At 52.8% G+C, this 23,044-nt stretch carries 19 protein-coding genes, 3 tRNA genes and 4 rRNA genes; 14 read left to right on the top strand and 12 right to left on the bottom strand.

Features of this window, described 5'->3' with window-relative positions; all coding sequences use genetic code 11:
- Positions 1-38 precede the first annotated feature (38 nt).
- Positions 39-986: a methionyl-tRNA formyltransferase gene (gene fmt, locus G163CM_RS20115; protein ID WP_231826065.1), complete on the bottom strand. Its 948-nt coding sequence runs from the start codon at positions 984-986 to the stop codon at positions 39-41.
- 14 nt (positions 987-1,000) lie between these two features.
- Complete coding sequence (gene def, locus G163CM_RS20120; RefSeq protein ID WP_231826066.1) at positions 1,001-1,510, bottom strand: peptide deformylase; 510 nt, start codon at positions 1,508-1,510, stop codon at positions 1,001-1,003.
- Between the two features lie 129 nt (positions 1,511-1,639).
- Here def and dprA point away from each other — a divergent pair, with 129 nt between their 5' ends.
- The 6 genes from dprA to G163CM_RS20150 are packed head-to-tail and all read left to right on the top strand — an operon-like array spanning position 1,640 to position 5,432.
- The gene (dprA, locus tag G163CM_RS20125) at positions 1,640-2,764 is read left to right on the top strand and encodes a DNA-protecting protein DprA (protein ID WP_231826067.1); all 1,125 of its coding nucleotides are present in this window, start codon (positions 1,640-1,642) and stop codon (positions 2,762-2,764) included.
- A complete protein-coding gene (gene smg / locus G163CM_RS20130) occupies positions 2,736-3,209 on the top strand; it encodes a DUF494 family protein Smg (protein ID WP_015962757.1) in 474 nt (157 codons plus the stop codon). Before dprA ends, smg begins: the two co-directional genes overlap by 29 nt.
- A 27-nt stretch (positions 3,210-3,236) precedes the next feature.
- Positions 3,237-3,779, top strand: a complete 543-nt coding sequence (locus G163CM_RS20135; protein ID WP_108477155.1) for a DNA topoisomerase family protein — start codon at positions 3,237-3,239, stop codon at positions 3,777-3,779.
- A gap of 4 nt (positions 3,780-3,783) precedes the next feature.
- The gene (gene tsaC / locus G163CM_RS20140; protein WP_231826068.1) at positions 3,784-4,356 is read left to right on the top strand and encodes an L-threonylcarbamoyladenylate synthase type 1 TsaC; all 573 of its coding nucleotides are present in this window, start codon (positions 3,784-3,786) and stop codon (positions 4,354-4,356) included.
- A 3-nt stretch (positions 4,357-4,359) separates the two neighbouring features.
- Positions 4,360-5,178 (top strand): shikimate dehydrogenase, encoded by an 819-nt coding sequence (gene aroE / locus G163CM_RS20145; protein ID WP_231826069.1) that lies wholly within the window; start codon positions 4,360-4,362, stop codon positions 5,176-5,178.
- Positions 5,175-5,432, top strand: coding sequence for a DUF1488 family protein (locus G163CM_RS20150; protein WP_231826070.1), 258 nt, complete (start codon positions 5,175-5,177; stop codon positions 5,430-5,432). Before aroE ends, G163CM_RS20150 begins: the two co-directional genes overlap by 4 nt.
- On the opposite strand, the gene G163CM_RS20155 is transcribed toward G163CM_RS20150, so the two are convergent.
- Complete coding sequence (locus tag G163CM_RS20155) at positions 5,408-5,962, bottom strand: gamma carbonic anhydrase family protein (RefSeq protein ID WP_015962762.1); 555 nt, start codon at positions 5,960-5,962, stop codon at positions 5,408-5,410. The two genes, G163CM_RS20150 and G163CM_RS20155, sit on opposite strands and share 25 nt — an antisense overlap.
- A gap of 469 nt (positions 5,963-6,431) precedes the next feature.
- Between G163CM_RS20155 and G163CM_RS20160 the strand changes: the two genes are divergently transcribed.
- The 7 genes from G163CM_RS20160 to rrf (G163CM_RS20190) all read left to right on the top strand — a co-directional run bounded on the left by G163CM_RS20160 (position 6,432) and on the right by rrf (G163CM_RS20190) (position 11,841).
- A 16S ribosomal RNA gene (locus tag G163CM_RS20160) occupies positions 6,432-7,973 on the top strand.
- A gap of 70 nt (positions 7,974-8,043) precedes the next feature.
- Positions 8,044-8,120: transfer RNA gene (locus G163CM_RS20165), tRNA-Ile, on the top strand.
- A gap of 103 nt (positions 8,121-8,223) precedes the next feature.
- Positions 8,224-8,299: transfer RNA gene (locus G163CM_RS20170), tRNA-Ala, on the top strand.
- A 177-nt stretch (positions 8,300-8,476) separates the two neighbouring features.
- Positions 8,477-11,383: ribosomal RNA gene (locus tag G163CM_RS20175) — 23S ribosomal RNA — on the top strand.
- Positions 11,384-11,480: 97 nt separating this feature from the next.
- Positions 11,481-11,596 (top strand): 5S ribosomal RNA (rrf, locus tag G163CM_RS20180).
- Between the two features lie 14 nt (positions 11,597-11,610).
- Positions 11,611-11,686 (top strand) — tRNA-Thr (locus tag G163CM_RS20185).
- A gap of 39 nt (positions 11,687-11,725) precedes the next feature.
- Positions 11,726-11,841 (top strand): 5S ribosomal RNA (gene rrf / locus G163CM_RS20190).
- The 16S, 23S and 5S rRNA genes sit together here with 3 tRNA genes alongside, the layout of an rRNA operon.
- Positions 11,842-12,045: 204 nt before the next feature.
- On the opposite strand, the gene G163CM_RS20195 is transcribed toward rrf (G163CM_RS20190), so the two are convergent.
- The 7 genes from G163CM_RS20195 to G163CM_RS20225 form a co-directional block, all read right to left on the bottom strand.
- Positions 12,046-12,804 carry an amino acid ABC transporter ATP-binding protein gene (locus G163CM_RS20195; RefSeq protein ID WP_015962763.1) on the bottom strand — a complete coding sequence of 253 codons (759 nt, stop codon included), beginning with the start codon at positions 12,802-12,804 and terminating at the stop codon, positions 12,046-12,048.
- 7 nt (positions 12,805-12,811) lie between these two features.
- Entirely contained in the window at positions 12,812-13,915 is a 1,104-nt protein-coding gene (locus tag G163CM_RS20200; protein ID WP_231826071.1) for an amino acid ABC transporter permease, read from the bottom strand.
- Positions 13,916-13,924: 9 nt separating this feature from the next.
- Complete coding sequence (locus G163CM_RS20205) at positions 13,925-15,106, bottom strand: amino acid ABC transporter permease (RefSeq protein ID WP_231826072.1); 1,182 nt, start codon at positions 15,104-15,106, stop codon at positions 13,925-13,927.
- A gap of 63 nt (positions 15,107-15,169) precedes the next feature.
- Complete coding sequence (locus G163CM_RS20210) at positions 15,170-16,195, bottom strand: amino acid ABC transporter substrate-binding protein (RefSeq protein ID WP_015962766.1); 1,026 nt, start codon at positions 16,193-16,195, stop codon at positions 15,170-15,172.
- 447 nt (positions 16,196-16,642) lie between these two features.
- On the bottom strand, positions 16,643-16,864 hold the full coding sequence (locus G163CM_RS20215; RefSeq protein WP_015962767.1) for a lipoprotein: 222 nt from the start codon (positions 16,862-16,864) through the stop codon (positions 16,643-16,645).
- A 252-nt stretch (positions 16,865-17,116) separates the two neighbouring features.
- Positions 17,117-20,230, bottom strand: coding sequence for an efflux RND transporter permease subunit (locus tag G163CM_RS20220; protein ID WP_231826073.1), 3,114 nt, complete (start codon positions 20,228-20,230; stop codon positions 17,117-17,119).
- Between the two features lie 14 nt (positions 20,231-20,244).
- Positions 20,245-21,399 carry an efflux RND transporter periplasmic adaptor subunit gene (locus tag G163CM_RS20225; RefSeq protein WP_231826074.1) on the bottom strand — a complete coding sequence of 385 codons (1,155 nt, stop codon included), beginning with the start codon at positions 21,397-21,399 and terminating at the stop codon, positions 20,245-20,247.
- A 318-nt stretch (positions 21,400-21,717) separates the two neighbouring features.
- On the opposite strand from G163CM_RS20225, the gene envR reads away from it, so the two are divergent.
- Entirely contained in the window at positions 21,718-22,374 is a 657-nt protein-coding gene (gene envR, locus G163CM_RS20230; protein WP_231828402.1) for an acrEF/envCD operon transcriptional regulator, read from the top strand.
- 41 nt (positions 22,375-22,415) lie between these two features.
- On the opposite strand, the gene G163CM_RS20235 is transcribed toward envR, so the two are convergent.
- Positions 22,416-22,583: a DUF2556 family protein gene (locus G163CM_RS20235; RefSeq protein ID WP_015962771.1), complete on the bottom strand. Its 168-nt coding sequence runs from the start codon at positions 22,581-22,583 to the stop codon at positions 22,416-22,418.
- Between the two features lie 146 nt (positions 22,584-22,729).
- A complete protein-coding gene (fis, locus tag G163CM_RS20240) occupies positions 22,730-23,026 on the bottom strand; it encodes a DNA-binding transcriptional regulator Fis (protein ID WP_000462905.1) in 297 nt (98 codons plus the stop codon).
- Positions 23,027-23,044 lie beyond the last annotated feature (18 nt).

Genomic DNA, 23,044 nt, shown 5'->3' on the forward strand with positions numbered 1-23,044 from the left:
ATGCCCGGCGACACCGGGCTTAAAAAAGAGAGTGACCGTCAGGCAAGACGGTTTCCGGGAATAAACCACTCCCGGCGCGAATTCAGGAGATCCTGCACGCCCATGGCTTTTTTACCCGCCGGCTGCAGAGAGAGCAGGTTAAGAATGCCCTCGCCGGTTGCCACCTGAATACCCTGGCGATTGGCTTCCAGAATGGTGCCTGGTGCTGCGTTCGTTGGGGTATTGATGACTGACGCCTGCCAGATTTTCACAGGCTGTTCATCAATCACGATGTAACTCATTGGCCACGGATTAAAGGCGCGAATGCAGCGCTCAAGCTGTGCCGCGCTGAGCGACCAGTCGACGCGCGCTTCTTCTTTACTGAGTTTCTCAGCATAAGTGACCAGCGCCTCATCCTGAACTTCCGGTTTAGCGGTTCCCGCGGCGAGTTGAGTCAGCGTATGCAGCAGCCCTTGTGGGCCCAGGTCGGCCAGCTTATCGTACAGGCTGCCGCTGGTATCGTCGGCAGTGATTGGGCAGGAGAGCTTATGCAGCATATCGCCCGTATCAAGGCCAACGTCCATCTGCATGATGGTCACGCCGGTTTGGGCGTCGCCTGCCCACAGCGAACGCTGAATAGGCGCAGCGCCACGCCAGCGCGGCAGCAAGGAACCGTGCACGTTAATGCAGCCCAGACGCGGCATATCAAGCACCGCTTTTGGCAGGATTAACCCATAGGCGACCACGACCATGACGTCAGCCTGTAAATCGGCAACCAGCTGTTGATTTTCCTGAGGACGCAGCGAACCCGGCTGAAATACCGGTACGCCTTTCTCTTCGGCCAGCACTTTTACCGGGCTCGGCATCAGTTTTTTGCCGCGTCCCGCCGGGCGATCGGGCTGAGTAAACACGCCCACCACCTGGTGTTCAGACGACAACAGCGCGTCAAGATGACGCGCTGCAAAATCGGGGGTACCCGCAAAGATGATACGTAGTGAATCAGACACGTTGATCCTTATCCTTAGGCACGCGCGTTCAGGCGATCCAGTTTCTCGACTTTCTGACGAATACGCTGCTGTTTCAGCGGGGACAGATAATCGATAAACAATTTACCGACTAAATGGTCCATTTCGTGTTGGATACAGATAGCCAGCAGGCCGTCTGCTTCCAGTTCGAAGGCTTTACCGTTACGGTCGAGCGCACGGATTTTTACCTGCTCAGCACGCGGAACCAGCGCACGCTGTTCCGGAATCGACAGGCAACCTTCTTCAATACCGGTGTCGCCGTATTTCTCCAGCAGCTCCGGGTTGATCAGCACCAGTTGCTCATCACGATTTTCAGAAACATCAATCACGATAATGCGCTGATGGATATCCACCTGCGTTGCCGCCAGGCCAATACCTTCTTCGGCGTACATGGTTTCGAACATATCATCGACGATACGCTGAATTTCTGCATTCACTTCTTCAACCGGTTTAGCGACTTTGCGAAGACGCTCGTCCGGGATATGTAACACTTGCAAAACTGCCATAAATCTCCAGAGTTCTGTTCAGGAGTTGGAAAGAATATTATCTCTATTCTAGACAAAACCCCCTCTAATTGACAGCATCAGTGACCAATCGCAAAGATTGCTGATGCCGCTTGTGGCAAGGGGAAAAGGATGTCACCTACAGAGATATGGCTTCGCCTGATAAAGGTAAACGATCTATACGGCGACAGGATGAAAAACATCGCCGAAACCCTGATTCGTGAAGCGACGGTGACGTTGAAAAACCTGCGCGACGTTGGGTTAACCGCGAAGCAGGCGGCGCGTTTTTTTTCGATGACAGCGCAAGAGGTTAGTGACAGCGAACACTGGCTCTCGCAGCATGATAATCATCTGCTGCTGGCCAGTTCACCTTTCTATCCCACAGCGCTGCGGGCCATCAGCGATTATCCTGCCGCGCTTTTCGTTCGCGGAAACCTGTCGCTGCTGAGCTCTTATCAGCTGGCGGTAGTCGGTAGCCGGAGCTTCTCATGGTACGGCGAACGCTGGGGGCGCGTGTTTTGCGAAGCCTTTGCGCAGCAGGGCGTGACCATTACCAGCGGACTTGCGCTGGGCATTGATGCGGTTGCCCACCGCAGTGCATTGCGTATGGCGGGCAAGACCATCGCCGTATTGGGTAATGGCCTGAGCCACATCTATCCACATCGGCATCGCCAGCTGGCGGATGACATTGTGGCGTCTGGCGGCGCGCTGGTCTCGGAGTTTCCCCTCGCGATGACGCCGTTGCCGCATAATTTTCCGCGGCGTAATCGTATTATCAGTGGGCTTAGTCGCGGTGTGCTGGTGGTTGAAGCGGCGTTGAAAAGTGGTTCGCTGGTGACGGCGCGTTGCGCATTGGATCAAGGGCGAGACGTCTATGCGATTCCGGGGCCGCTGGGTAATCCCGGCTGCGAAGGGCCGCACTGGTTGATTCAGCAGGGGGCGATAATGGTTACGTCGCCCGAAGATATTCTCGAAATCAGGCAAATTGCGCTTTTTCAGACTGAAAATGCGCAGGATACGTCAAAATATTCACCAGATCAGGATTCTGTAGCATTGCCATTTCCTGAGCTCCTGGCTAACGTAGGAGATGAGGTAACACCTGTTGACGTCGTCGCTGAACGTGCCGGCCAACCTGTGCCAGTGACCGTGGCTCAGCTACTCGAACTGGAGTTAGCAGGATGGATCGCAGCTGTACCCGGCGGCTATGTCCGATTAAGGAGGGCATGCCATGTTCGACGTACTACTGTACTTGTTTGAAACTTACATCCATAACGAAGCTGAAATGCGCGTGGATCAGGATAAACTGACACGGGATCTCACCGAGGCAGGTTTTGAACGTGAGGACATTTTCAACGCGTTGATGTGGCTGGAGAAGCTCGCTGATTATCAGGAAGGGCTTGTCGAACCGATGCAGTTGGCTTCCGATCCGCTTTCTGTTCGCATCTTTACGGCGGAAGAGAGCCAGAGACTGGATGCCAGTTGTCGGGGATTCTTGTTATTCCTGGAACAGATTCAGGTGCTAAACCTCGAAACGCGAGAAATGGTGATTGAACGCGTGATGGCTCTGGATACCGCAGAGTTCGAACTGGAAGACCTCAAATGGGTGATTCTGATGGTTCTGTTCAATCTTCCGGGGTGTGAAAACGCGTATCAACAAATGGAAGAATTACTCTTCGACGTGAATGAAGGTATGCTGCACTAATTCGATGGTGCAGCAGTAAGAGTTGTTATGGCCAAATCAGCACTCTTTACAGTGCGTAAAAATGAGCCCTGCCCGCAGTGCGGGGCTGAACTGGTAATACGGTCCGGCAAGCATGGGCCGTTTCTTGGTTGTTCCCATTATCCAGAGTGTGACTATGTCCGTCCCCTGAAGAGTCAGGCGGATGGACATATCGTCAAAATTCTGGAGGGGCAGTTGTGCCCGGAATGTGGCGCCGAGCTGGCGCTTCGTCAGGGGCGTTTTGGGATGTTTATTGGTTGCAGCCAGTATCCGGCCTGCGAGCATACCGAACTTATCGACAAACCTGATGAAACGGCTATCGCCTGCCCACAGTGCCAGCAAGGGCATCTGGTTCAGCGCCGTTCACGCTATGGCAAAACGTTTCACTCCTGCGATCGCTATCCGGAGTGTCAGTTTGTGCTTAACTTCACCCCTGTTGCGGGCGAGTGTCCAGAGTGTCATTACCCGCTGCTTATCGAAAAGAAAACGGCGCATGGCCTGAAACGCTACTGCGCCAGTAAACAATGTGGAAAGCCGATCCCGGCGGAATAAATCAGTGAATAATAACCTGCCATCAGAAGCCGTACAGCGTGCGGTTGTCGCTCTGAAGAATAAAGAAGTCATCGCTTACCCAACCGAAGCCGTGTTTGGTGTCGGTTGCGACCCTGACAGTGAAACCGCCGTTCATCGGCTGCTGGAACTCAAACAACGCCCGGTTGAAAAAGGGCTGATCCTGATTGCGGCGAGTTTCGAGCAACTGAAACCGTATATTGATGATGCCGCGTTAACTCCCGCACAGCGTGATGCAGTATTTGCCTGCTGGCCAGGACCGGTCACCTTTGTGTTCCCGGCTAAAGCCACTACGCCTGCCTGGCTGACGGGGCGATTTGACTCCCTCGCCGTGCGCGTTACCGATCATCCGGTGGTCATCGAACTTTGTAATGCGTACGGTAAACCGCTGGTCTCGACCAGCGCGAACCTTACCGGTCAGCCGCCGTGCCGCACAACAGAAGAAGTTCGCCAGCAATTTGGCGATGCCTTCCCGGTGGTGGATGCACTGACCGGTGGTCGACTCAATCCATCTGAAATCCGTGATGCCCTGACGGGCGAACTTTTCCGCCAGGGGTAACTCATGGAAACCTATGCCGTCTTTGGTAACCCGATTGCGCACAGTAAATCGCCTTTTATTCATCAACAGTTTGCGCAGCAGCTGAACATTACTCATCCTTATGGGCGCGTGCTGGCGCCGCTTGATGATTTTGTTAACACGCTCAATGCTTTCTTTGCGCAAGGGGGGAAGGGGGCGAACGTCACCGTACCTTTTAAAGAAGAAGCGTTCGCCCGGGCAGATGAGCTGACCGAGCGCGCTGCGCTGGCAGGGGCGGTAAATACGCTCAAGCGACTGGAAGACGGGCGTTTGTTGGGGGATAACACTGATGGCATCGGTTTGCTGAGCGACCTTGAGCGCCTCTCCTTTATCCGACCGGGGCTACGAATTCTGCTGCTGGGGGCGGGCGGCGCCACGCGCGGTGTCCTGCTGCCGCTGCTCTCGATGGATTGCGCCGTCACCATTGCCAACCGTACCGCATCCCGTGCGCAAGAGCTGGCTCAGCTTTTTGCGCATACGGGCAGCGTCAAGGCGCTGGGGCTGGATGCGCTGGAAGGACATGAATTTGATTTAATTATCAATGCGACGTCCAGCGGCATTAACGGCGACATTCCGGCGATCCCGGCATCGCTGATTCATCCTTCTCTTTATTGCTACGACATGTTCTACCAGAAAGGAGATACACCGTTCCTCGCCTGGTGTCGACAGCATGGGGCAAAACAGTGTGCTGATGGATTGGGTATGCTGGTGGGGCAGGCGGCACATGCGGTATTGCTCTGGCATGGCGTGCTGCCGGAAATCGAACCGGTGATTGAACAAATGAAGCAGGCGTTGCGCGCATGAACCAGGCTATACAGTTTCCCGATCGTGAGCACTGGGATGACAACCAGTGTGCCGTCTGTTTTCCGGCACTGGTACAGGGCATGCAACTAATGTGTGCCATCCGCCGCGAAACGATGATCGCCCGTTTTGGCGGTGAAACGCCTCAGGCATGGTTAGCGCTGTTTCAGGAAAATCGCTGGGACCTGGAAGAGGAAGCCAGCGATCTTATCCGCGACCAGCAGGAAGATAATCAAGGCTGGGTCTGGTTATCCTGATTCAGATAATCATCTTTCCATTTCACGTAGTTGTTGGCCGAGTATTTCAACCCTTCCAGTTCAGACGCTTTTAATGGGCGGATCTGTTTAACCGGGCTGCCCAGATAAAGATAGCCACTTTCCAGGCGCTTATGCTGCGGCACCAGACTACCCGCGCCAATCATGACGTCATCCTCAACCACCACGCCGTCCAGCAAGATAGACCCCATCCCGACCAGAACCCGATTGCCCACGGTGCAGCCGTGTAACATCACTTTGTGCCCAACAGTGACGTCGTCGCCAATGATGAGCGGATTACCGTCCGGGTTATGCGCCGATTTATGGGTCACGTGGAGAACGCTACCGTCCTGGATATTGCTGCGCGCGCCAATCTGGACATAATTAACATCGCCACGAATGGCGACCAGCGGCCAGATACTGACGTCATCGCTAATTCGAACGTCGCCAATCACTACGCTTGTGGGATCAATCAGCACGCGAGCGCCAATGGTTGGGAAAAGATCTTTATAGTGGCGTAAGTCTGCGGCCATGATTACCTCTTTAAAACGATCGTTTTAGGGAACAGACGATCATTATTGCCTCGATTTCACGGTTTCTCACCTCAAAATTTAAGCAAATTGCGCAGTTAGAAGGCAAAGAGTTTGAAAAAACAGCAGTCAGAAAAAAAGATCTAAAAAGGCCTTGTGCTAAGAAGCAAACTCCCTATAATGCGCCTCCATCGACACGGCGGATGTGAATCACTTCACACAAACAGCCGGTTCGGTTGAAGAGAAAAATCCTTGAAAATGGGGTTGACTCTGAAAGAGGAAAACGTATTATACGGGACCTCGCAACGGTGAGCGTAAAGCCGCGTTGCAACTGCTCTTTAACAATTTATCAGACAATCTGTGTGGGCACTCAATGATACGGATTCTTAACGTCGCAAGACGATAAATGAATACCAAGTCTCTGAGTGAACACGTAATTCATTACGAAGTTTAATTCACGAGCATCAAACTTAAATTGAAGAGTTTGATCATGGCTCAGATTGAACGCTGGCGGCAGGCCTAACACATGCAAGTCGAACGGTAACAGAAAGCAGCTTGCTGCTTTGCTGACGAGTGGCGGACGGGTGAGTAATGTCTGGGAAACTGCCTGATGGAGGGGGATAACTACTGGAAACGGTAGCTAATACCGCATAACGTCGCAAGACCAAAGAGGGGGACCTTCGGGCCTCTTGCCATCGGATGTGCCCAGATGGGATTAGCTAGTAGGTGGGGTAACGGCTCACCTAGGCGACGATCCCTAGCTGGTCTGAGAGGATGACCAGCCACACTGGAACTGAGACACGGTCCAGACTCCTACGGGAGGCAGCAGTGGGGAATATTGCACAATGGGCGCAAGCCTGATGCAGCCATGCCGCGTGTATGAAGAAGGCCTTCGGGTTGTAAAGTACTTTCAGCGAGGAGGAAGGTGTTGTGGTTAATAACCACAGCAATTGACGTTACTCGCAGAAGAAGCACCGGCTAACTCCGTGCCAGCAGCCGCGGTAATACGGAGGGTGCAAGCGTTAATCGGAATTACTGGGCGTAAAGCGCACGCAGGCGGTTTGTTAAGTCAGATGTGAAATCCCCGGGCTCAACCTGGGAACTGCATTTGAAACTGGCAAGCTTGAGTCTCGTAGAGGGGGGTAGAATTCCAGGTGTAGCGGTGAAATGCGTAGAGATCTGGAGGAATACCGGTGGCGAAGGCGGCCCCCTGGACGAAGACTGACGCTCAGGTGCGAAAGCGTGGGGAGCAAACAGGATTAGATACCCTGGTAGTCCACGCTGTAAACGATGTCGACTTGGAGGTTGTGCCCTTGAGGCGTGGCTTCCGGAGCTAACGCGTTAAGTCGACCGCCTGGGGAGTACGGCCGCAAGGTTAAAACTCAAATGAATTGACGGGGGCCCGCACAAGCGGTGGAGCATGTGGTTTAATTCGATGCAACGCGAAGAACCTTACCTACTCTTGACATCCACGGAACTTAGCAGAGATGCTTTGGTGCCTTCGGGAACCGTGAGACAGGTGCTGCATGGCTGTCGTCAGCTCGTGTTGTGAAATGTTGGGTTAAGTCCCGCAACGAGCGCAACCCTTATCCTTTGTTGCCAGCGGTTAGGCCGGGAACTCAAAGGAGACTGCCAGTGATAAACTGGAGGAAGGTGGGGATGACGTCAAGTCATCATGGCCCTTACGAGTAGGGCTACACACGTGCTACAATGGCATATACAAAGAGAAGCGACCTCGCGAGAGCAAGCGGACCTCATAAAGTATGTCGTAGTCCGGATTGGAGTCTGCAACTCGACTCCATGAAGTCGGAATCGCTAGTAATCGTAGATCAGAATGCTACGGTGAATACGTTCCCGGGCCTTGTACACACCGCCCGTCACACCATGGGAGTGGGTTGCAAAAGAAGTAGGTAGCTTAACCTTCGGGAGGGCGCTTACCACTTTGTGATTCATGACTGGGGTGAAGTCGTAACAAGGTAACCGTAGGGGAACCTGCGGTTGGATCACCTCCTTACCTTAAAGAACCGTTCCTTGAAGTGTCCACACAGATTGTCTGATGAAAATTAGCAGTAAAAAATCTCTGCAGGCTTGTAGCTCAGGTGGTTAGAGCGCACCCCTGATAAGGGTGAGGTCGGTGGTTCAAGTCCACTCAGGCCTACCAAATTTCTGCTGATGCTGCGTTGCGGCGACACTCACATACTTCAGTATGCTTCGTGTCACCACGCCTTGCCTCAACAGAAATTACGGTCAGAGATAAAAACGATGGGGCTATAGCTCAGCTGGGAGAGCGCCTGCTTTGCACGCAGGAGGTCTGCGGTTCGATCCCGCATAGCTCCACCATCTTTACTGCAAAAAACAAGAAAACTTCAGAGTACACTGAATAAGTGTGCTGCGAAGTTTTGCTCTTTAAAAATCTGGATCAAGCTGAAAATTGAAACGACACACTATTTAAGTGTGTTCGAGTCTCTCAAATTTTCGCAACACGATGGTGTTTTACGAAACATCTTCGGGTTGTGAGGTTAAGCGACTAAGCGTACACGGTGGATGCCCTGGCAGTCAGAGGCGATGAAGGACGTGCTAATCTGCGATAAGCGTCGGTAAGGTGATATGAACCGTTATAACCGGCGATTTCCGAATGGGGAAACCCAGTGTGATTCGTCACACTATCATTACGTGAATACATAGCGTAATGAAGCGAACCGGGGGAACTGAAACATCTAAGTACCCCGAGGAAAAGAAATCAACCGAGATTCCCCCAGTAGCGGCGAGCGAACGGGGAGCAGCCCAGAGTCTGAATCAGCATGTGTGTTAGTGGAAGCGTCTGGAAAGTCGCACGATACAGGGTGAAAGTCCCGTACACCAAAATGCATATGTTGTGAACTCGAAGAGTAGGGCGGGACACGTGGTATCCTGTCTGAATATGGGGGGACCATCCTCCAAGGCTAAATACTCCTGACTGACCGATAGTGAACCAGTACCGTGAGGGAAAGGCGAAAAGAACCCCGGCGAGGGGAGTGAAAAAGAACCTGAAACCGTGTACGTACAAGCAGTGGGAGCCTACTTGTTAGGTGACTGCGTACCTTTTGTATAATGGGTCAGCGACTTATATTCTGTAGCAAGGTTAACCGAATAGGGGAGCCGAAGGGAAACCGAGTCTTAACTGGGCGTTAAGTTGCAGGGTATAGACCCGAAACCCGGTGATCTAGCCATGGGCAGGTTGAAGGTTGGGTAACACTAACTGGAGGACCGAACCGACTAATGTTGAAAAATTAGCGGATGACTTGTGGCTGGGGGTGAAAGGCCAATCAAACCGGGAGATAGCTGGTTCTCCCCGAAAGCTATTTAGGTAGCGCCTCGTGAATTCATCTTCGGGGGTAGAGCACTGTTTCGGCTAGGGGGTCATCCCGACTTACCAACCCGATGCAAACTACGAATACCGAAGAATGTTATCACGGGAGACACACGGCGGGTGCTAACGTCCGTCGTGAAGAGGGAAACAACCCAGACCGCCAGCTAAGGTCCCAAAGTCACAGTTAAGTGGGAAACGATGTGGGAAGGCTCAGACAGCCAGGATGTTGGCTTAGAAGCAGCCATCATTTAAAGAAAGCGTAATAGCTCACTGGTCGAGTCGGCCTGCGCGGAAGATGTAACGGGGCTAAACTGTGCACCGAAGCTGCGGCAGCGACACTATGTGTTGTTGGGTAGGGGAGCGTTCTGTAAGCCGTCGAAGGTGTGTCGTGAGGCATGCTGGAGGTATCAGAAGTGCGAATGCTGACATAAGTAACGATAAAGCGGGTGAAAAGCCCGCTCGCCGGAAGACCAAGGGTTCCTGTCCAACGTTAATCGGGGCAGGGTGAGTCGACCCCTAAGGCGAGGCCGAAAGGCGTAGTCGATGGGAAACAGGTTAATATTCCTGTACTTGGTGTTACTGCGAAGGGGGGACGGAGAAGGCTATGTTGGCCGGGCGACGGTTGTCCCGGTTTAAGCGTGTAGGTGGGAAGTTTAGGTAAATCCGGACTTCTGTTAACACTGAGACGTGATGACGAGGCACTACGGTGCTGAAGTAACAAATGCCCTGCTTCCAGGAAAAGCCTCTAAGCTATAGGTAACATTGAATCGTACCCCAAACCGACACAGGTGGTCAGGTAGAGAATACCAAGGCGCTTGAGAGAACTCGGGTGAAGGAACTAGGCAAAATGGTGCCGTAACTTCGGGAGAAGGCACGCTGATATGTAGGTGAAGTGATTTACTCATGGAGCTGAAATCAGTCGAAGATACCAGCTGGCTGCAACTGTTTATTAAAAACACAGCACTGTGCAAACACGAAAGTGGACGTATACGGTGTGACGCCTGCCCGGTGCCGGAAGGTTAATTGATGGGGTTAGCGGCAACGCGAAGCTCTTGATCGAAGCCCCGGTAAACGGCGGCCGTAACTATAACGGTCCTAAGGTAGCGAAATTCCTTGTCGGGTAAGTTCCGACCTGCACGAATGGCGTAATGATGGCCAGGCTGTCTCCACCCGAGACTCAGTGAAATTGAACTCGCTGTGAAGATGCAGTGTACCCGCGGCAAGACGGAAAGACCCCGTGAACCTTTACTATAGCTTGACACTGAACATTGAGCCTTGATGTGTAGGATAGGTGGGAGGCTTTGAAGTGTGGACGCCAGTCTGCATGGAGCCAACCTTGAAATACCACCCTTTAATGTTTGATGTTCTAACGTAGACCCGTGATCCGGGTTGCGGACAGTGTCTGGTGGGTAGTTTGACTGGGGCGGTCTCCTCCCAAAGAGTAACGGAGGAGCACGAAGGTTAGCTAATCCTGGTCGGACATCAGGAGGTTAGTGCAATGGCATAAGCTAGCTTGACTGCGAGCGTGACGGCGCGAGCAGGTGCGAAAGCAGGTCATAGTGATCCGGTGGTTCTGAATGGAAGGGCCATCGCTCAACGGATAAAAGGTACTCCGGGGATAACAGGCTGATACCGCCCAAGAGTTCATATCGACGGCGGTGTTTGGCACCTCGATGTCGGCTCATCACATCCTGGGGCTGAAGTAGGTCCCAAGGGTATGGCTGTTCGCCATTTAAAGTGGTACGCGAGCTGGGTTTAGAACGTCGTGAGACAGTTCGGTCCCTATCTGCCGTGGGCGCTGGAGAATTGAGGGGGGCTGCTCCTAGTACGAGAGGACCGGAGTGGACGCATCACTGGTGTTCGGGTTGTCATGCCAATGGCATTGCCCGGTAGCTACATGCGGAAGAGATAAGTGCTGAAAGCATCTAAGCACGAAACTTGCCCCGAGATGAGTTCTCCCTGACTCTTTAAGAGTCCTGAAGGAACGTTGAAGACGACGACGTTGATAGGCTGGGTGTGTAAGTGCAGCGATGCATTGAGCTAACCAGTACTAATGAACCGTGAGGCTTAACCTTACAACGCCGAAGATGTTTTGGCGAAGAGACATCGATAAGTAAGCTTGATGACAGATTAAATTGACCGGCGATAAGCGGGTTAATACAACAGAATTTGCCTGGCGGCACTAGCGCGGTGGTCCCACCTGACCCCATGCCGAACTCAGAAGTGAAACGCCGTAGCGCCGATGGTAGTGTGGGGTCTCCCCATGCGAGAGTAGGGAACTGCCAGGCATCAAATTTAGCGTGCTGATATGGCTCAGTTGGTAGAGCGCACCCTTGGTAAGGGTGAGGTCCCCAGTTCGACTCTGGGTATCAGCACCACTTTTTCGGTTAAAGTTCGGCAGATTAGAAAAGAATTTGTCTGGCGGCAGTAGCGCGGTGGTCCCACCTGACCCCATGCCGAACTCAGAAGTGAAACGCCGTAGCGCCGATGGTAGTGTGGGGTCTCCCCATGCGAGAGTAGGGAACTGCCAGACATCAAATAAGCAGAAGGCCATCCGAAAGGATGGCCTTTTTGCGTTGGAGCGAAAAACAACGCCGGATGGCGGCTTCGCCTTATCCGGCCTACAGGTATGGTGCACATTGTAGGCCCGGTAAGCGCAAGCGCCACCGGGCAACACTGCCAGGCATCAAATAAGGATGGCCTTTTTGCGTTGGAGCGAAAAAAAACGGGATAGCAATTAATGGATTACCTGCGATAAAAATGCGCGTGTACGCTCGGATTTCGGATGTGCAAAAAACTCATCCGGCGCTGCCTGCTCAACAATCTCTCCGCGATCCATAAATATCACCCGATCAGCGACGGTACGTGCGAAACCCATCTCATGCGTGACACACAGCATCGTCATACCCGACTGCGCCAGTCCAATCATCGTATCCAGCACCTCTTTAACCATCTCCGGATCGAGCGCCGATGTCGGTTCATCAAACAGCATAATCTTGGGCTTCATGCACAGAGAACGGGCAATCGCGACGCGCTGCTGCTGCCCGCCGGATATCTGCCCGGGGAACTTATGCGCGTGCTCGGCAATTCTCACCCGTTCCAGATAATGCATTGCCAGCGCTTCAGCCTCTTTCTTTGGCATTTTATGCACCCAAATGGGTGCCAGCGTACAGTTTTGCAGAACGGTCAGATGCGGGAATAAGTTAAAGTGCTGGAACACCATGCCTACTTCCTGACGTACTTTCTCGATATTGCGCAGATCGTCGTTTAGCTCGATCCCATCGACAATAATTCGCCCCTGCTGATGCTCCTCCAGGTGGTTGATGCAGCGAATGGTCGTTGATTTCCCGGAGCCCGAAGGCCCGCATAATACAATGCGTTCACCCGGCCTCACTTTCAGATTAATGTCTTTTAAAACATGAAATTGCCCGTACCATTTATTCACATTTTCCAGCGTAATCATCGCGTCGGCGGGTTGCATCAAAATTTGGCTCATAAATTCCTCAGTGCGGTGTACGCCCGGTGTGGAAGCGCTTTTCCAGGTACTGGCTATAGCGCGACATGCTAAAACAGAAGATCCAGTAGATCAGTGCAGCGAAGACATATCCTTCGGTCGACATTCCCAGCCAGGCGGGATCGACGGTCGCTTGCTGTACGCTGCTGAAGAGATCAAACAGACCGATGATGATCACCAGGCTGGTATCCTTAAACAACGCAATGATGGTGTTCACCAGGCCCGGAATCACCAGTTTCAGCGCCTGTGGAAGAATGACCAGTCCCTGCATCCTCCAGTAGCCCAGCGCCAGCGACTCCGCCGCTTCATATTGCCCCTTTGGCAGCGCCTGAAGCCCGCCGCGTACCACTTCCGCAACGTAGGCTGACTGGAACAGGATCACACCGACCAATGCGCGAATCAGCTTATCGATACTGGTGCCTTCCGCCATAAAGAGCGGCAGCATGACCGAAGACATAAACAGAACCGTAATAAGCGGCACTCCGCGCCAGAACTCGATAAAAATTACCGACAGAATACGCACCACCGGCATCGTCGAGCGTCGGCCTAACGCAAGGAGGATCCCGAGCGGCAGTGCCCCCGCGATGCCAACAGAGGCGATAATCAGCGTCAGCGTCAACCCGCCCCACTGGCGCGTCTCGACGCGATCCAGGCCGAAAATTCCGCCGTACAGTAGTCCCCAAACAACCAGCGGGTAGATAACCGCCCAGCCAGCAATGTAGCGCCCGCGCTGTGGCAGATTGCGCCAGAACATCAGCGCAATGGAGAACAGGCCAATCAGCAGCGCCAGATTAATTCGCCAGCGCTGATCGTGCGGATAGAGGCCATACATAAACTGGCCAAAACGTTGGTGGATAAAGACCCAGCACGCCCCGGCTTTCGTACAATCGGCGCGTGTCGTGCCAACCCAGTTGGCCTGCAAAAATGCCCAGTTCAGCAGCGGCGGAATTAACTGCCACATCAGCCACAGACAGAACAGCGTAAGCAGGCTATTCAGCCAGCTGGAGAACAGGTTTTTGCGCATCCAGACCAGCGGTCGCCAGGATGAAGCTGGCGTGGGCGGGACCGGATGCGATAACAGTGCTTTTGTCATCATGGCTCCTTAACGCTCGACCAGGGCGATGCGGCGGTTATAGAGGTTCATCAGCAGGGAGATCGTCAGGCTGATAATCAGGTAAACCGACATAGTAATGGCGATGGTTTCAATCGCTTGTCCGGTCTGGTTGAGTACCGTTCCGGCAAACAGAGACACCATATCGGGATAACCAATCGCTGCCGCTAAAGAGGAGTTCTTAACAATATTCAGATACTGGCTGGTGAGCGGCGGAATGATGACTCGCAGCGCCTGCGGGATGATCACCTGGCGTAGCGTGACCGGATTAGGCAGCCCCAGTGAACGCGCCGCTTCGTGCTGACCATAAGGCACCGCCTGAATACCCGCACGAATAATTTCCGCGATAAACGCCGACGTATACACAGAGAGCGCCAGGGTGAGCGCTGCCAGCTCGGGGATAAGCGCCATGCCACCGCGGAAGTTAAACCCACGCAGTTCCGGCACATCCCAGTGCAATGCCGCGCCAAACAGCGCGTGAGCCAGAAGCGGTAAGCCAATAATGAGCGCCAGCGAAGCAGGCCAGGTACGGCGGAGTTGCCCCGTTTTGATCTGACGTAATGTGTTATAGCGATACAGCCCGATGGAGACGGCGATAGCGACAATAATGGCCGCCAGAAACGCCAGCAGCCCTTCCCCTAACTGCGGTGCAGGAATATACAGCCCACGATTGCTGAGAAACAGCAGGTCAAAGGCGTTAACCGCCTGACGCGGCCCCGGCAGATTACGCAGTACGGCAAAGTACCAGAAGAAGATTTGCAGCAGTGGGGGAATATTGCGGAACGTCTCGATGTAAATCGTAGAGAGTTTGCGCAGCAACCAGTTATCCGACAAACGCGCCAGCCCGAGGAAAAAACCGAGTATCGAGGCGAAAACAATACAGAGGGCGGAAACCAGCAGTGTGTTCAGTAGCCCGACCAGAAACACCCGGCCATAGGTATCACCCTGCTGATAATCAATGAGATGTTGGACGATACCAAACCCGGCGCTGCGATCGAGAAAAGCGAAGCCTGAGGTGATACCGCGGTTATTCAGGTTGGTAATCGTGTTGTGTATCAAATAGATGGCAATAGCGACAAGCGTCACTACGGCGATAATTTGAAACAGCCAGGCACGAACCGTGGGATTAGAAAAGGAGAGAGCTCCCTTTACGGTTGGGTGACGATGGCGCATAAAAAACCTCAGAACCAGAACGAAAATGTGGGCGCCGCAGCGCAGCGCCCGTTACTGCCGTGCTTAGCGTACTGGCGGAGCGTACTGAATCCCGCCATTGTTCCAGAGGTTGTTTTGCCCGCGTTTGATCTTCAGCGGGCTTTCCGATCCGACATTGCGCTCGAAGATCTCACCGTAGTTGCCGACCTGTTTCACAATGTTGTAAGCCCACTTATTATCGAGCTTAAGATCTTTACCGTAATCACCCTCTTTGCCTAACAGGTGCGCCATATCCGGCGTGGCAGGGCTGGCCGCTTTCTCGTCGACGTTCTTCGAGTTGATACCCATCTCTTCGGCGTTCAGCATGGCGAAAAGCGTCCAGCGAACGACGGAGAACCATTCGTCATCGCCACGGCGCACTACTGGCCCGAGCGGCTCTTTTGAAATAACTTCAGGCAGTACAATCCACTCTGCCGGGTTACCCAGCTTGATGCGTAGCGCATAAAGTTGCGACTGGTCAGAGGCCAGCGTATCGCAGCGGCCTGACTCCAGGGCTTTTGCCGATTCATCAGAGCGGTCGAAGGTCACCGGTGTGTACTTCATGTTGTTGGCTTTGAAGTAGTCCGCCACGTTCAGTTCGGTATCGGTGCCTGCCTGAATACAAACCGTCGCGCCATCCAGCTCTTTCGCGCTTTTCAGGTCGGCTTTGTTATGGGTCAGGAAGCCAATGCCGTCGTAATAGGTTACGCCGGTGAACGACATCCCCATGCCAGCATCGCGCGAGGAGGTCCAGGTGGTATTACGTGAGAGCAGGTCCACTTCACCCGATTGCAGCGCAGTGAAGCGTTCTTTGGCGGTGAGCGGGGTATATTTTACTTTGCTGGCATCACCAAAGACGGCTGCGGCGACCCCGCGACAGACATCTACGTCGATCCCGCTAAATTTGCCATCGGCATCGGCGTAAGAGAAGCCGGGAAGGCCGTCACTGATCCCACACTGGACGAACCCCTTTTTCTTAACTGCATCAAATGTGGTACCTGCATGTGCCTGATTCACAACCGCAAACAGCGCGCCGGCAGCGGCGAGGCTGGCTATCATTATCTTTTTCATAATGCATCCTGTGTGGCAGAAAATTATCTTTATAATTGACGTCTGGGAAACGCCTGAACCTGTCTGTCGTGATGGCTCTACTTTTTACTAAGCAAAGGTAGTGCCAGGTTTGCGCGAAGTAGTTACAGCGCAATATGTCTGAGTGTAGACAGGAAAAAATAAAATCAGCGCCCCGAAATAGTGCGAAATTACAACGTAAGCCACATTTTGGCGCAAAATATTTTCTTTTTAACGGCAACAGTTCGCTAACAGTTTTGGCCGTGAATATAAGCAAACTGTAGGATGAATAGAATATGTGAAAAGCAACACGAATAATTGCAATGCGGCAATATTTAAGACAGCAGGATGTGATTAACTTCTATATGTATTTATTTATATAACGGCGGGAGCATAAAAAATTGCACCACAGAAAGGCAAACGCGCGGCCAGGGCCGCGCGCGGAAAGCATTATTTGGACAGGGCGATGATCCCCATCGTCAGGCCCGCCACGGCGGCAGTCCCTACGGCGACAGCGCCGGCAGTCTCCCAGTTATCCTGAGTGGTGCCTTTCATGCAGGTATTGGTATGAACCAAACGTCCCTGGTCATCATAGACCGGTACGCAGGGAGAATCGTGAGCACAACCTGCCAGCAACGCGGTAAGCAGTGCGACAGAAATTAATCTTTTCATGGTGTTACCTCAATAATCACGCCTTCGTTTAATAAGTTGAATCCCTTATTAACGAACTCGCGGCTATTTTATCACTGGCGATAAAAAGACCATCATGCGGAATAATGTCAATTCATGTGAATTGTAAACATAATGAAGAGAGAAGAATTTTATAGATTGTTTTTAAGAAAGAACGAATCACTATCTTATTAATTATTATAGTCTTCGGATTGCATAAAAAAAGGCGTCCGAAGACGCCTTTATGTTTCAGCCTTACTCGCCTTTACCTTTGAAGCGACGCCGGATCACGACAAAGAAGACAGGCACGAAGAAGATGGCTAACAATGTCGCGGAAACCATCCCGCCCATCACGCCAATACCCACCGCATTCTGTGCGCCGCTCCCGGCGCCGTTGCTGATTGCCAGTGGCAATACGCCGAGGATAAATGCGAGCGATGTCATCAGGATCGGGCGCAGACGCATCCGCACCGACATCAACGTTGCTTCGATGATGACTTTGCCCTCTTTCTCCATCAGATCTTTGGCAAACTCCACGATCAGAATGGCGTTCTTGGCCGAGAGACCAATGGTGGTGAGCAGGCCAACCATAAAGTAGACGTCATTTTTCTGGCCAAAGAGCGTAGCAGCCAACAATACGCCGACGATCCCCAACGGTACAACCAGCATCACGGAGAACGGGATCGACCAGCTCTCGTAGAGCGCGGCCAGGCAGAGGAAGACGATGACGAAAGAGATGCCTATCAGGGCAGGTGCCTGGTTACCTGACAGCCGTTCCTGGTAGGACATTCCCGTCCAGTCGTAACCAATGCCCACTGGCAGCGTCGAAGCCAAATGCTCCATCAGCGCCATCGCTTCACCGGTACTTTTACCCGGAGCGGATTCGCCCTGGATTTCCATCGACGGCAGCCCGTTATAACGCTCCAGACGTGGAGAACCGTGAGTCCAGTGCGCTGAGCTAAAGGTGGAGAAGGGCACCATTTCGCCATTGGCGCTACGTACGTACAGATTATTGATATCTTCCGGCAACATGCGGTACTTTGCATCAGCCTGCACGTAAACCTTCTTCACGCGACCACGGTCAATAAAATCGTTAACGTAAGCGCCACCCAGTGAGGCCGAAATGGTCTCGTTGATGTCCGAAAGCGATACGCCCAGCGCCTGCGCCTTTTCCTGGTCTACATCGAGCTTAAACTGCACCGTATCTTCCAGCCCGTTGGGTCGCACACCTTCCAGAACATCAGGGTGCTGCATGGCTTTGCCCAGCAGTTCGTTACGCGCGGCGGTTAACGCCTGATGACCCAACCCGCCCTGGTCTATTAACTCGAAGTCGAAACCGGTCGCTGTACCCAGCTCAAGGATAGGGGGCATGTTAAAGCCGCGCACAAAGCCATCCGTAATCTGAGCAAATGCAGCATTGGCACGGGTTAAAATGGCCGTAACTTTCGATTCTTTCCCTTCACGCTGATCCCAGGGTTTCAGGCTGACAAACGCCATCCCGGCGTTCTGCGCCTGGCCGCTGAAGCTGAATCCGTTCACGGTAAAGACGCTTTCGACATCGGCTTTTTCGTTGTTCAGGTAGTAATGCGTCACCTGGTCGAGCACCTTCTGCGTGCGTTCCTGCGTCGCCCCTGCGGGAAGCTGAACGATGGTCATGAACACGCCCTGATCTTCGTCCGGGAGGAACGAGGAGGGAAGACGCAACGCCAGCATCACCATCCCGGCCACAATCAGCACAAAAATCAGCAGATAGCGCCCGGTTGAACCCAGAATCCGGCTCACACTGTCGGTGTAATGCCCTACGCTCCGTTCGAACAGATTGTTAAACCAGCCAAAGAAACCGCCTTTATGACCATGCTGTTCTGGCGACATCGGTTTCAAAATGGTGGCGCACAGCGCTGGGGTAAGGATTAACGCGACCAGCACCGACAGCGCCATCGCCGACACAATGGTGATGGAGAACTGGCGATAAATAGCCCCGGTCGACCCGCCAAAGAAAGCCATTGGGATAAACACGGCTGACAGCACCATGGCAATACCGACCAGCGCGCCCTGAATCTGCGACATCGATTTTTCCGTCGCTTCCTTCGGTGGCAGGTGCTCCTCCGCCATTACACGCTCGACGTTTTCCACTACCACGATGGCATCATCGACAAGCAGGCCGATGGCGAGCACCATCCCGAACATCGTCAGGGTGTTAATGGAGTAGCCGAAGGCCGACAGAATGGCGAACGTCCCCAGCAGCACGACCGGCACGGCGATCGTCGGGATAAGCGTCGCACGGATATTCTGTAAAAACAGATACATCACGAGAAACACCAGCACGATCGCCTCAAAGAGCGTTTTCACCACCTCGTTAATGGATATTTTCACAAACGGCGTCGTGTCGTACGGGTAAACCACTTTCATCCCTTGCGGGAAGAAAGGCTGTAGCTCCGCCAGCTTCGCTTTGATGGCTTTCGCTGTGTCCAGTGCGTTGGCGCCCGTCGCCAGCTTGATGCCGAGACCTGATGCCGGGTTGCCGTTAATTCTGGCCACCACGTTATAGTTTTCACCGCCAAGTTCAATGCGCGCGACATCCTTCAGGCGTACCACGGAGCCGTCCGTGTTTACGCGCAGCGTAACGTTCCCGAACTCTACCGGATCTTTCAAGCGCGTTTGCGCAATAATAGAGGCGTTAAGTTGCTGCCCCGGTATCGCAGGCGTGCCGCCGAGCTGTCCGGCGGCAATCTGGTCATTCTGCACTTTCAGCTGGTTAATGACATCGACCGGCGTAAGGCGATATTTATTCAGCAGGTTAGCGTCCAGCCAGATGCGCATGGCGTACTGTGCGCCGAACAGCTGTACATCGCCCACGCCGTTGAGGCGGCTGATGGAGTCTTTAACGTTAGAGGCCACGTAGTCAGAAATATCATCCTGCGTAGTGGCCGGGTTATCGGAGACAAAACCGGCCACCATGAGGAAGCTACTACTCGACTTCTCAACGCTGATCCCCTGTTGCTGTACTTCCTGCGGCAGCAGCGGCGTGGCGAGCTGGAGCTTGTTCTGCACCTGCACCTGCGCGATATCCGGATCGGTCCCCGACTGGAAGGTCAGGGTGATTGTCACGCTCCCCGCAGAATCGCTGGTGGAAGACATATACATCAGGTTATCGATGCCGTTCATGTTCTGCTCGATAACCTGTGTCACTGTATCCTGCACCGTTTGCGCATCGGCCCCCGGGTAGTTAGCGGAAATAGAAACCGCTGGTGGCGCGATGGTGGGATACTGCGCCACCGGCAGTTGCATAATCGCCAGCACGCCAGCCATCATCAGAATGATAGCCAGCACCCAGGCGAAAATAGGACGCTTAATAAAAAAGTTAGCCATTTCGTCGTCTTACCTTACTGCGCTGATGGTGGAGTCGATTCATCGCTAACGGTGGTCACCTTCGCGCCGGGATGCACTTTCTGCAAACCGCTAACGATGACCTTTTCACCCGCTTTTAGCCCGTCGCTAATCAACCACTGGTCGCCAATAGCCTGCGCAGCGACAACGTTGCGCGTCTCAACGGTGTTGTCGTTATTCACCACCATCACGGTGGCATCGCCGCGCGGCGTACGCGTTACGCCCTGTTGCGGAACCAGCATGGCATTTGGCTGTGTGCCTTCATCAACGCGTGCACGTACAAACATCCCCGGCAGCAGCGTGTGCTGTGGGTTCGGGAAGACGGCGCGAAGAGTAATAGAACCAGTGCTTTCATCGACGGTGACATCGGAGAACTGCAGCGTGCCTTTCAGCGGATAAGGCTGGCCATTCTCCATCAGCAGTTCCACATTGCTGGCGGTATTCTCTTTTTGCAGATTACCCTGCTCGACGGACTGTTTCAGGCGCATAAAGTCGCTGCTGGACTGTGTTACGTCGACATAGATAGGGTCTAACTGTTGTACGGTTGCCAGCTCGGTGGTTTGCCCGTTCGTCACCAGCGCGCCTTCCGTCACATTGGATTTGCCAATACGTCCACCGATCGGCGAAGTCACTTTGGTATAAGCCAGATTGATGCGCGCGCTCTCCACCGATGCTTTGGCGGCAACGACCACCGCATCCGCCTGACGCGCGTCGGCAATGGCCTGATCGTACTCTTGCTGGCTGATGTATTTGGTTCCCACCAGCGGCATATAACGTTTCACCGTCAGGTGGGCAATCTGCGCGGCGGCTTCACTTTTCCCCAGTTCGGCCTTCGCGCTGTCGTAATCAGCCTGATAGGTTGCCGGGTCAATTTGATACAGCGATTGCCCCGCTTCGACGTCGCTGCCTTCCGTGAAGTGGCGTTGCAGGATGATGCCGCTGACCTGCGGACGGACCTGGGCGACGCGGAATGCGGATGTGCGACCTGGTAGTTCTGTCGTTACGGCGAGCGGTGCCGTTTTGACGATATGAACGGTAACCTGCGGCTCAGGGATATGGCCCTGCTGCGTGTTTTGTTCATCACAAGCAGAAAGTAAAGTGGCCGACATGATGAAGATGGGCAGGAGTGAAAACCTGGCGTGTTTCGTCATTGCTGTTCCTTAAAAACCGACGCTCGCTATTTACCGTCAAAAGGAAATAGAGACGAGATGTTGAAGAAATAAACAGTGCGCTATCCTACAAATAATGGAGTGGTGATGTAAATCTTAGTTATTTATTCATGGGGTGAAAGGCACGCAAACATAAAAATAAACGGCGTAATACGGGCGCAATATATTCATGGGGTGAATTGATTAATGTGATTTATTATTTGCGCTTATAGTTGTAAAGTTGTTTTTCCCGAGGTGAATTAAAAATAAAATAATGTCATCATTATATCTTCTCTGACGTATTATATGAAGGGTGGCGCGATGGCGCGAAAAACCAAAGAAGAAGCGCTTAAAACGCGGCAGCAGCTGATTGAAATGGCCATCATCCTGTTTGCGGAGTATGGGTTTTCTAACACGACGCTCAACGACATTGCCGATGCGGCCCAGGTCACGCGCGGCGCCATCTACTGGCACTTCGAAAACAAAGTGCAGCTCTTTAATGAGATTTGGCAGCAGCAACCTGCGCTAGGCGATCTTATCGATAGCCAACTCTCAGGGCATTGGGATGAAAATCCCCTGATGCAGATGCGAGAAAAACTCATTGTTGGTTTGCAATATATCGCCAGCAATCCGCGTCAGCGCGCGTTAATGCAAATTTTGTATCATAAATGCGAATTTTATGAAGATATGTTATCGGAGACATATATTCGCGAGAAGATTGGTTTTAATCATAATCATATGCGGGAATTATTGGTGCGTGCCATTGCCTGTGGACAAGCATCGCACACATTAGATCTGGATGTGATATTAGTTATTCTTCATGGCTGCTTTAGCGGTATTATCAAAAACTGGCTGATGAAAATGTCATCCTATGATTTATTTCAGCAGGCCCCCCTGCTGGTGGATAATACTCTTCGACTTATCGCCAGTAATTATAATTCTAGTGAATGGCTTATCGTTGCAGACAAGGCAGGGTAATGGTGAAATCCCAATACCCTCTGATTTTTTTTCGCTTCACGTCACTCAGACAGTTCGCTGCAGTTCACCAGCTTTAACGGATTGACCGAGTTCATGTTTCTGCACTTGTCCGTTTCCGTTGCCAGCAGCTCTATCCACTGCATCACCACCGCATCGAAGAAGAACATAAACAGCGCGAAAACGACAAGCCAACCGTATTTGCGAATCATGAGCCAACCCTGGTATTGGTAACGTGAATGGCAGCAATATACACGAAAATGAAGGGCAGGAAAGCGGGGGAAGAGTGGTTTTACAGACAATAAAAAAGGCGCGTCCCCATGCCGAGTAGCGCCTTTTTATCCGTCATGAACGAAACTTAGTTCATGCCGTATTTTTTCAGTTTTTTACGCAGCGTACCGCGGTTGATCCCCATCATGAGAGCAGCACGGGTTTGGTTACCGCGGGTGTATTGCATCACCATGTCCAACAGGGGCTGTTCTACTTCAGCCAGTACCAGCTCATACAGATCATTAACATCCTGACCATTCAGTTGAGCAAAATAGTTCTTCAGTGCCTGTTTAACCGAGTCACGCAGGGGCTTTTGAGTTACCTGATCCTGAGAGTTAACGGTTGAAACGGTCAGTACGTCAGAATTTACGCGTTGTTCGAACATAGTTCTGTCAGCTCTTTA

The sequence above is a fragment of the Pseudocitrobacter corydidari genome, from assembly GCF_021172065.1.
Taxonomy (GTDB): Bacteria; Pseudomonadota; Gammaproteobacteria; order Enterobacterales; family Enterobacteriaceae; genus Pseudocitrobacter; species Pseudocitrobacter corydidari.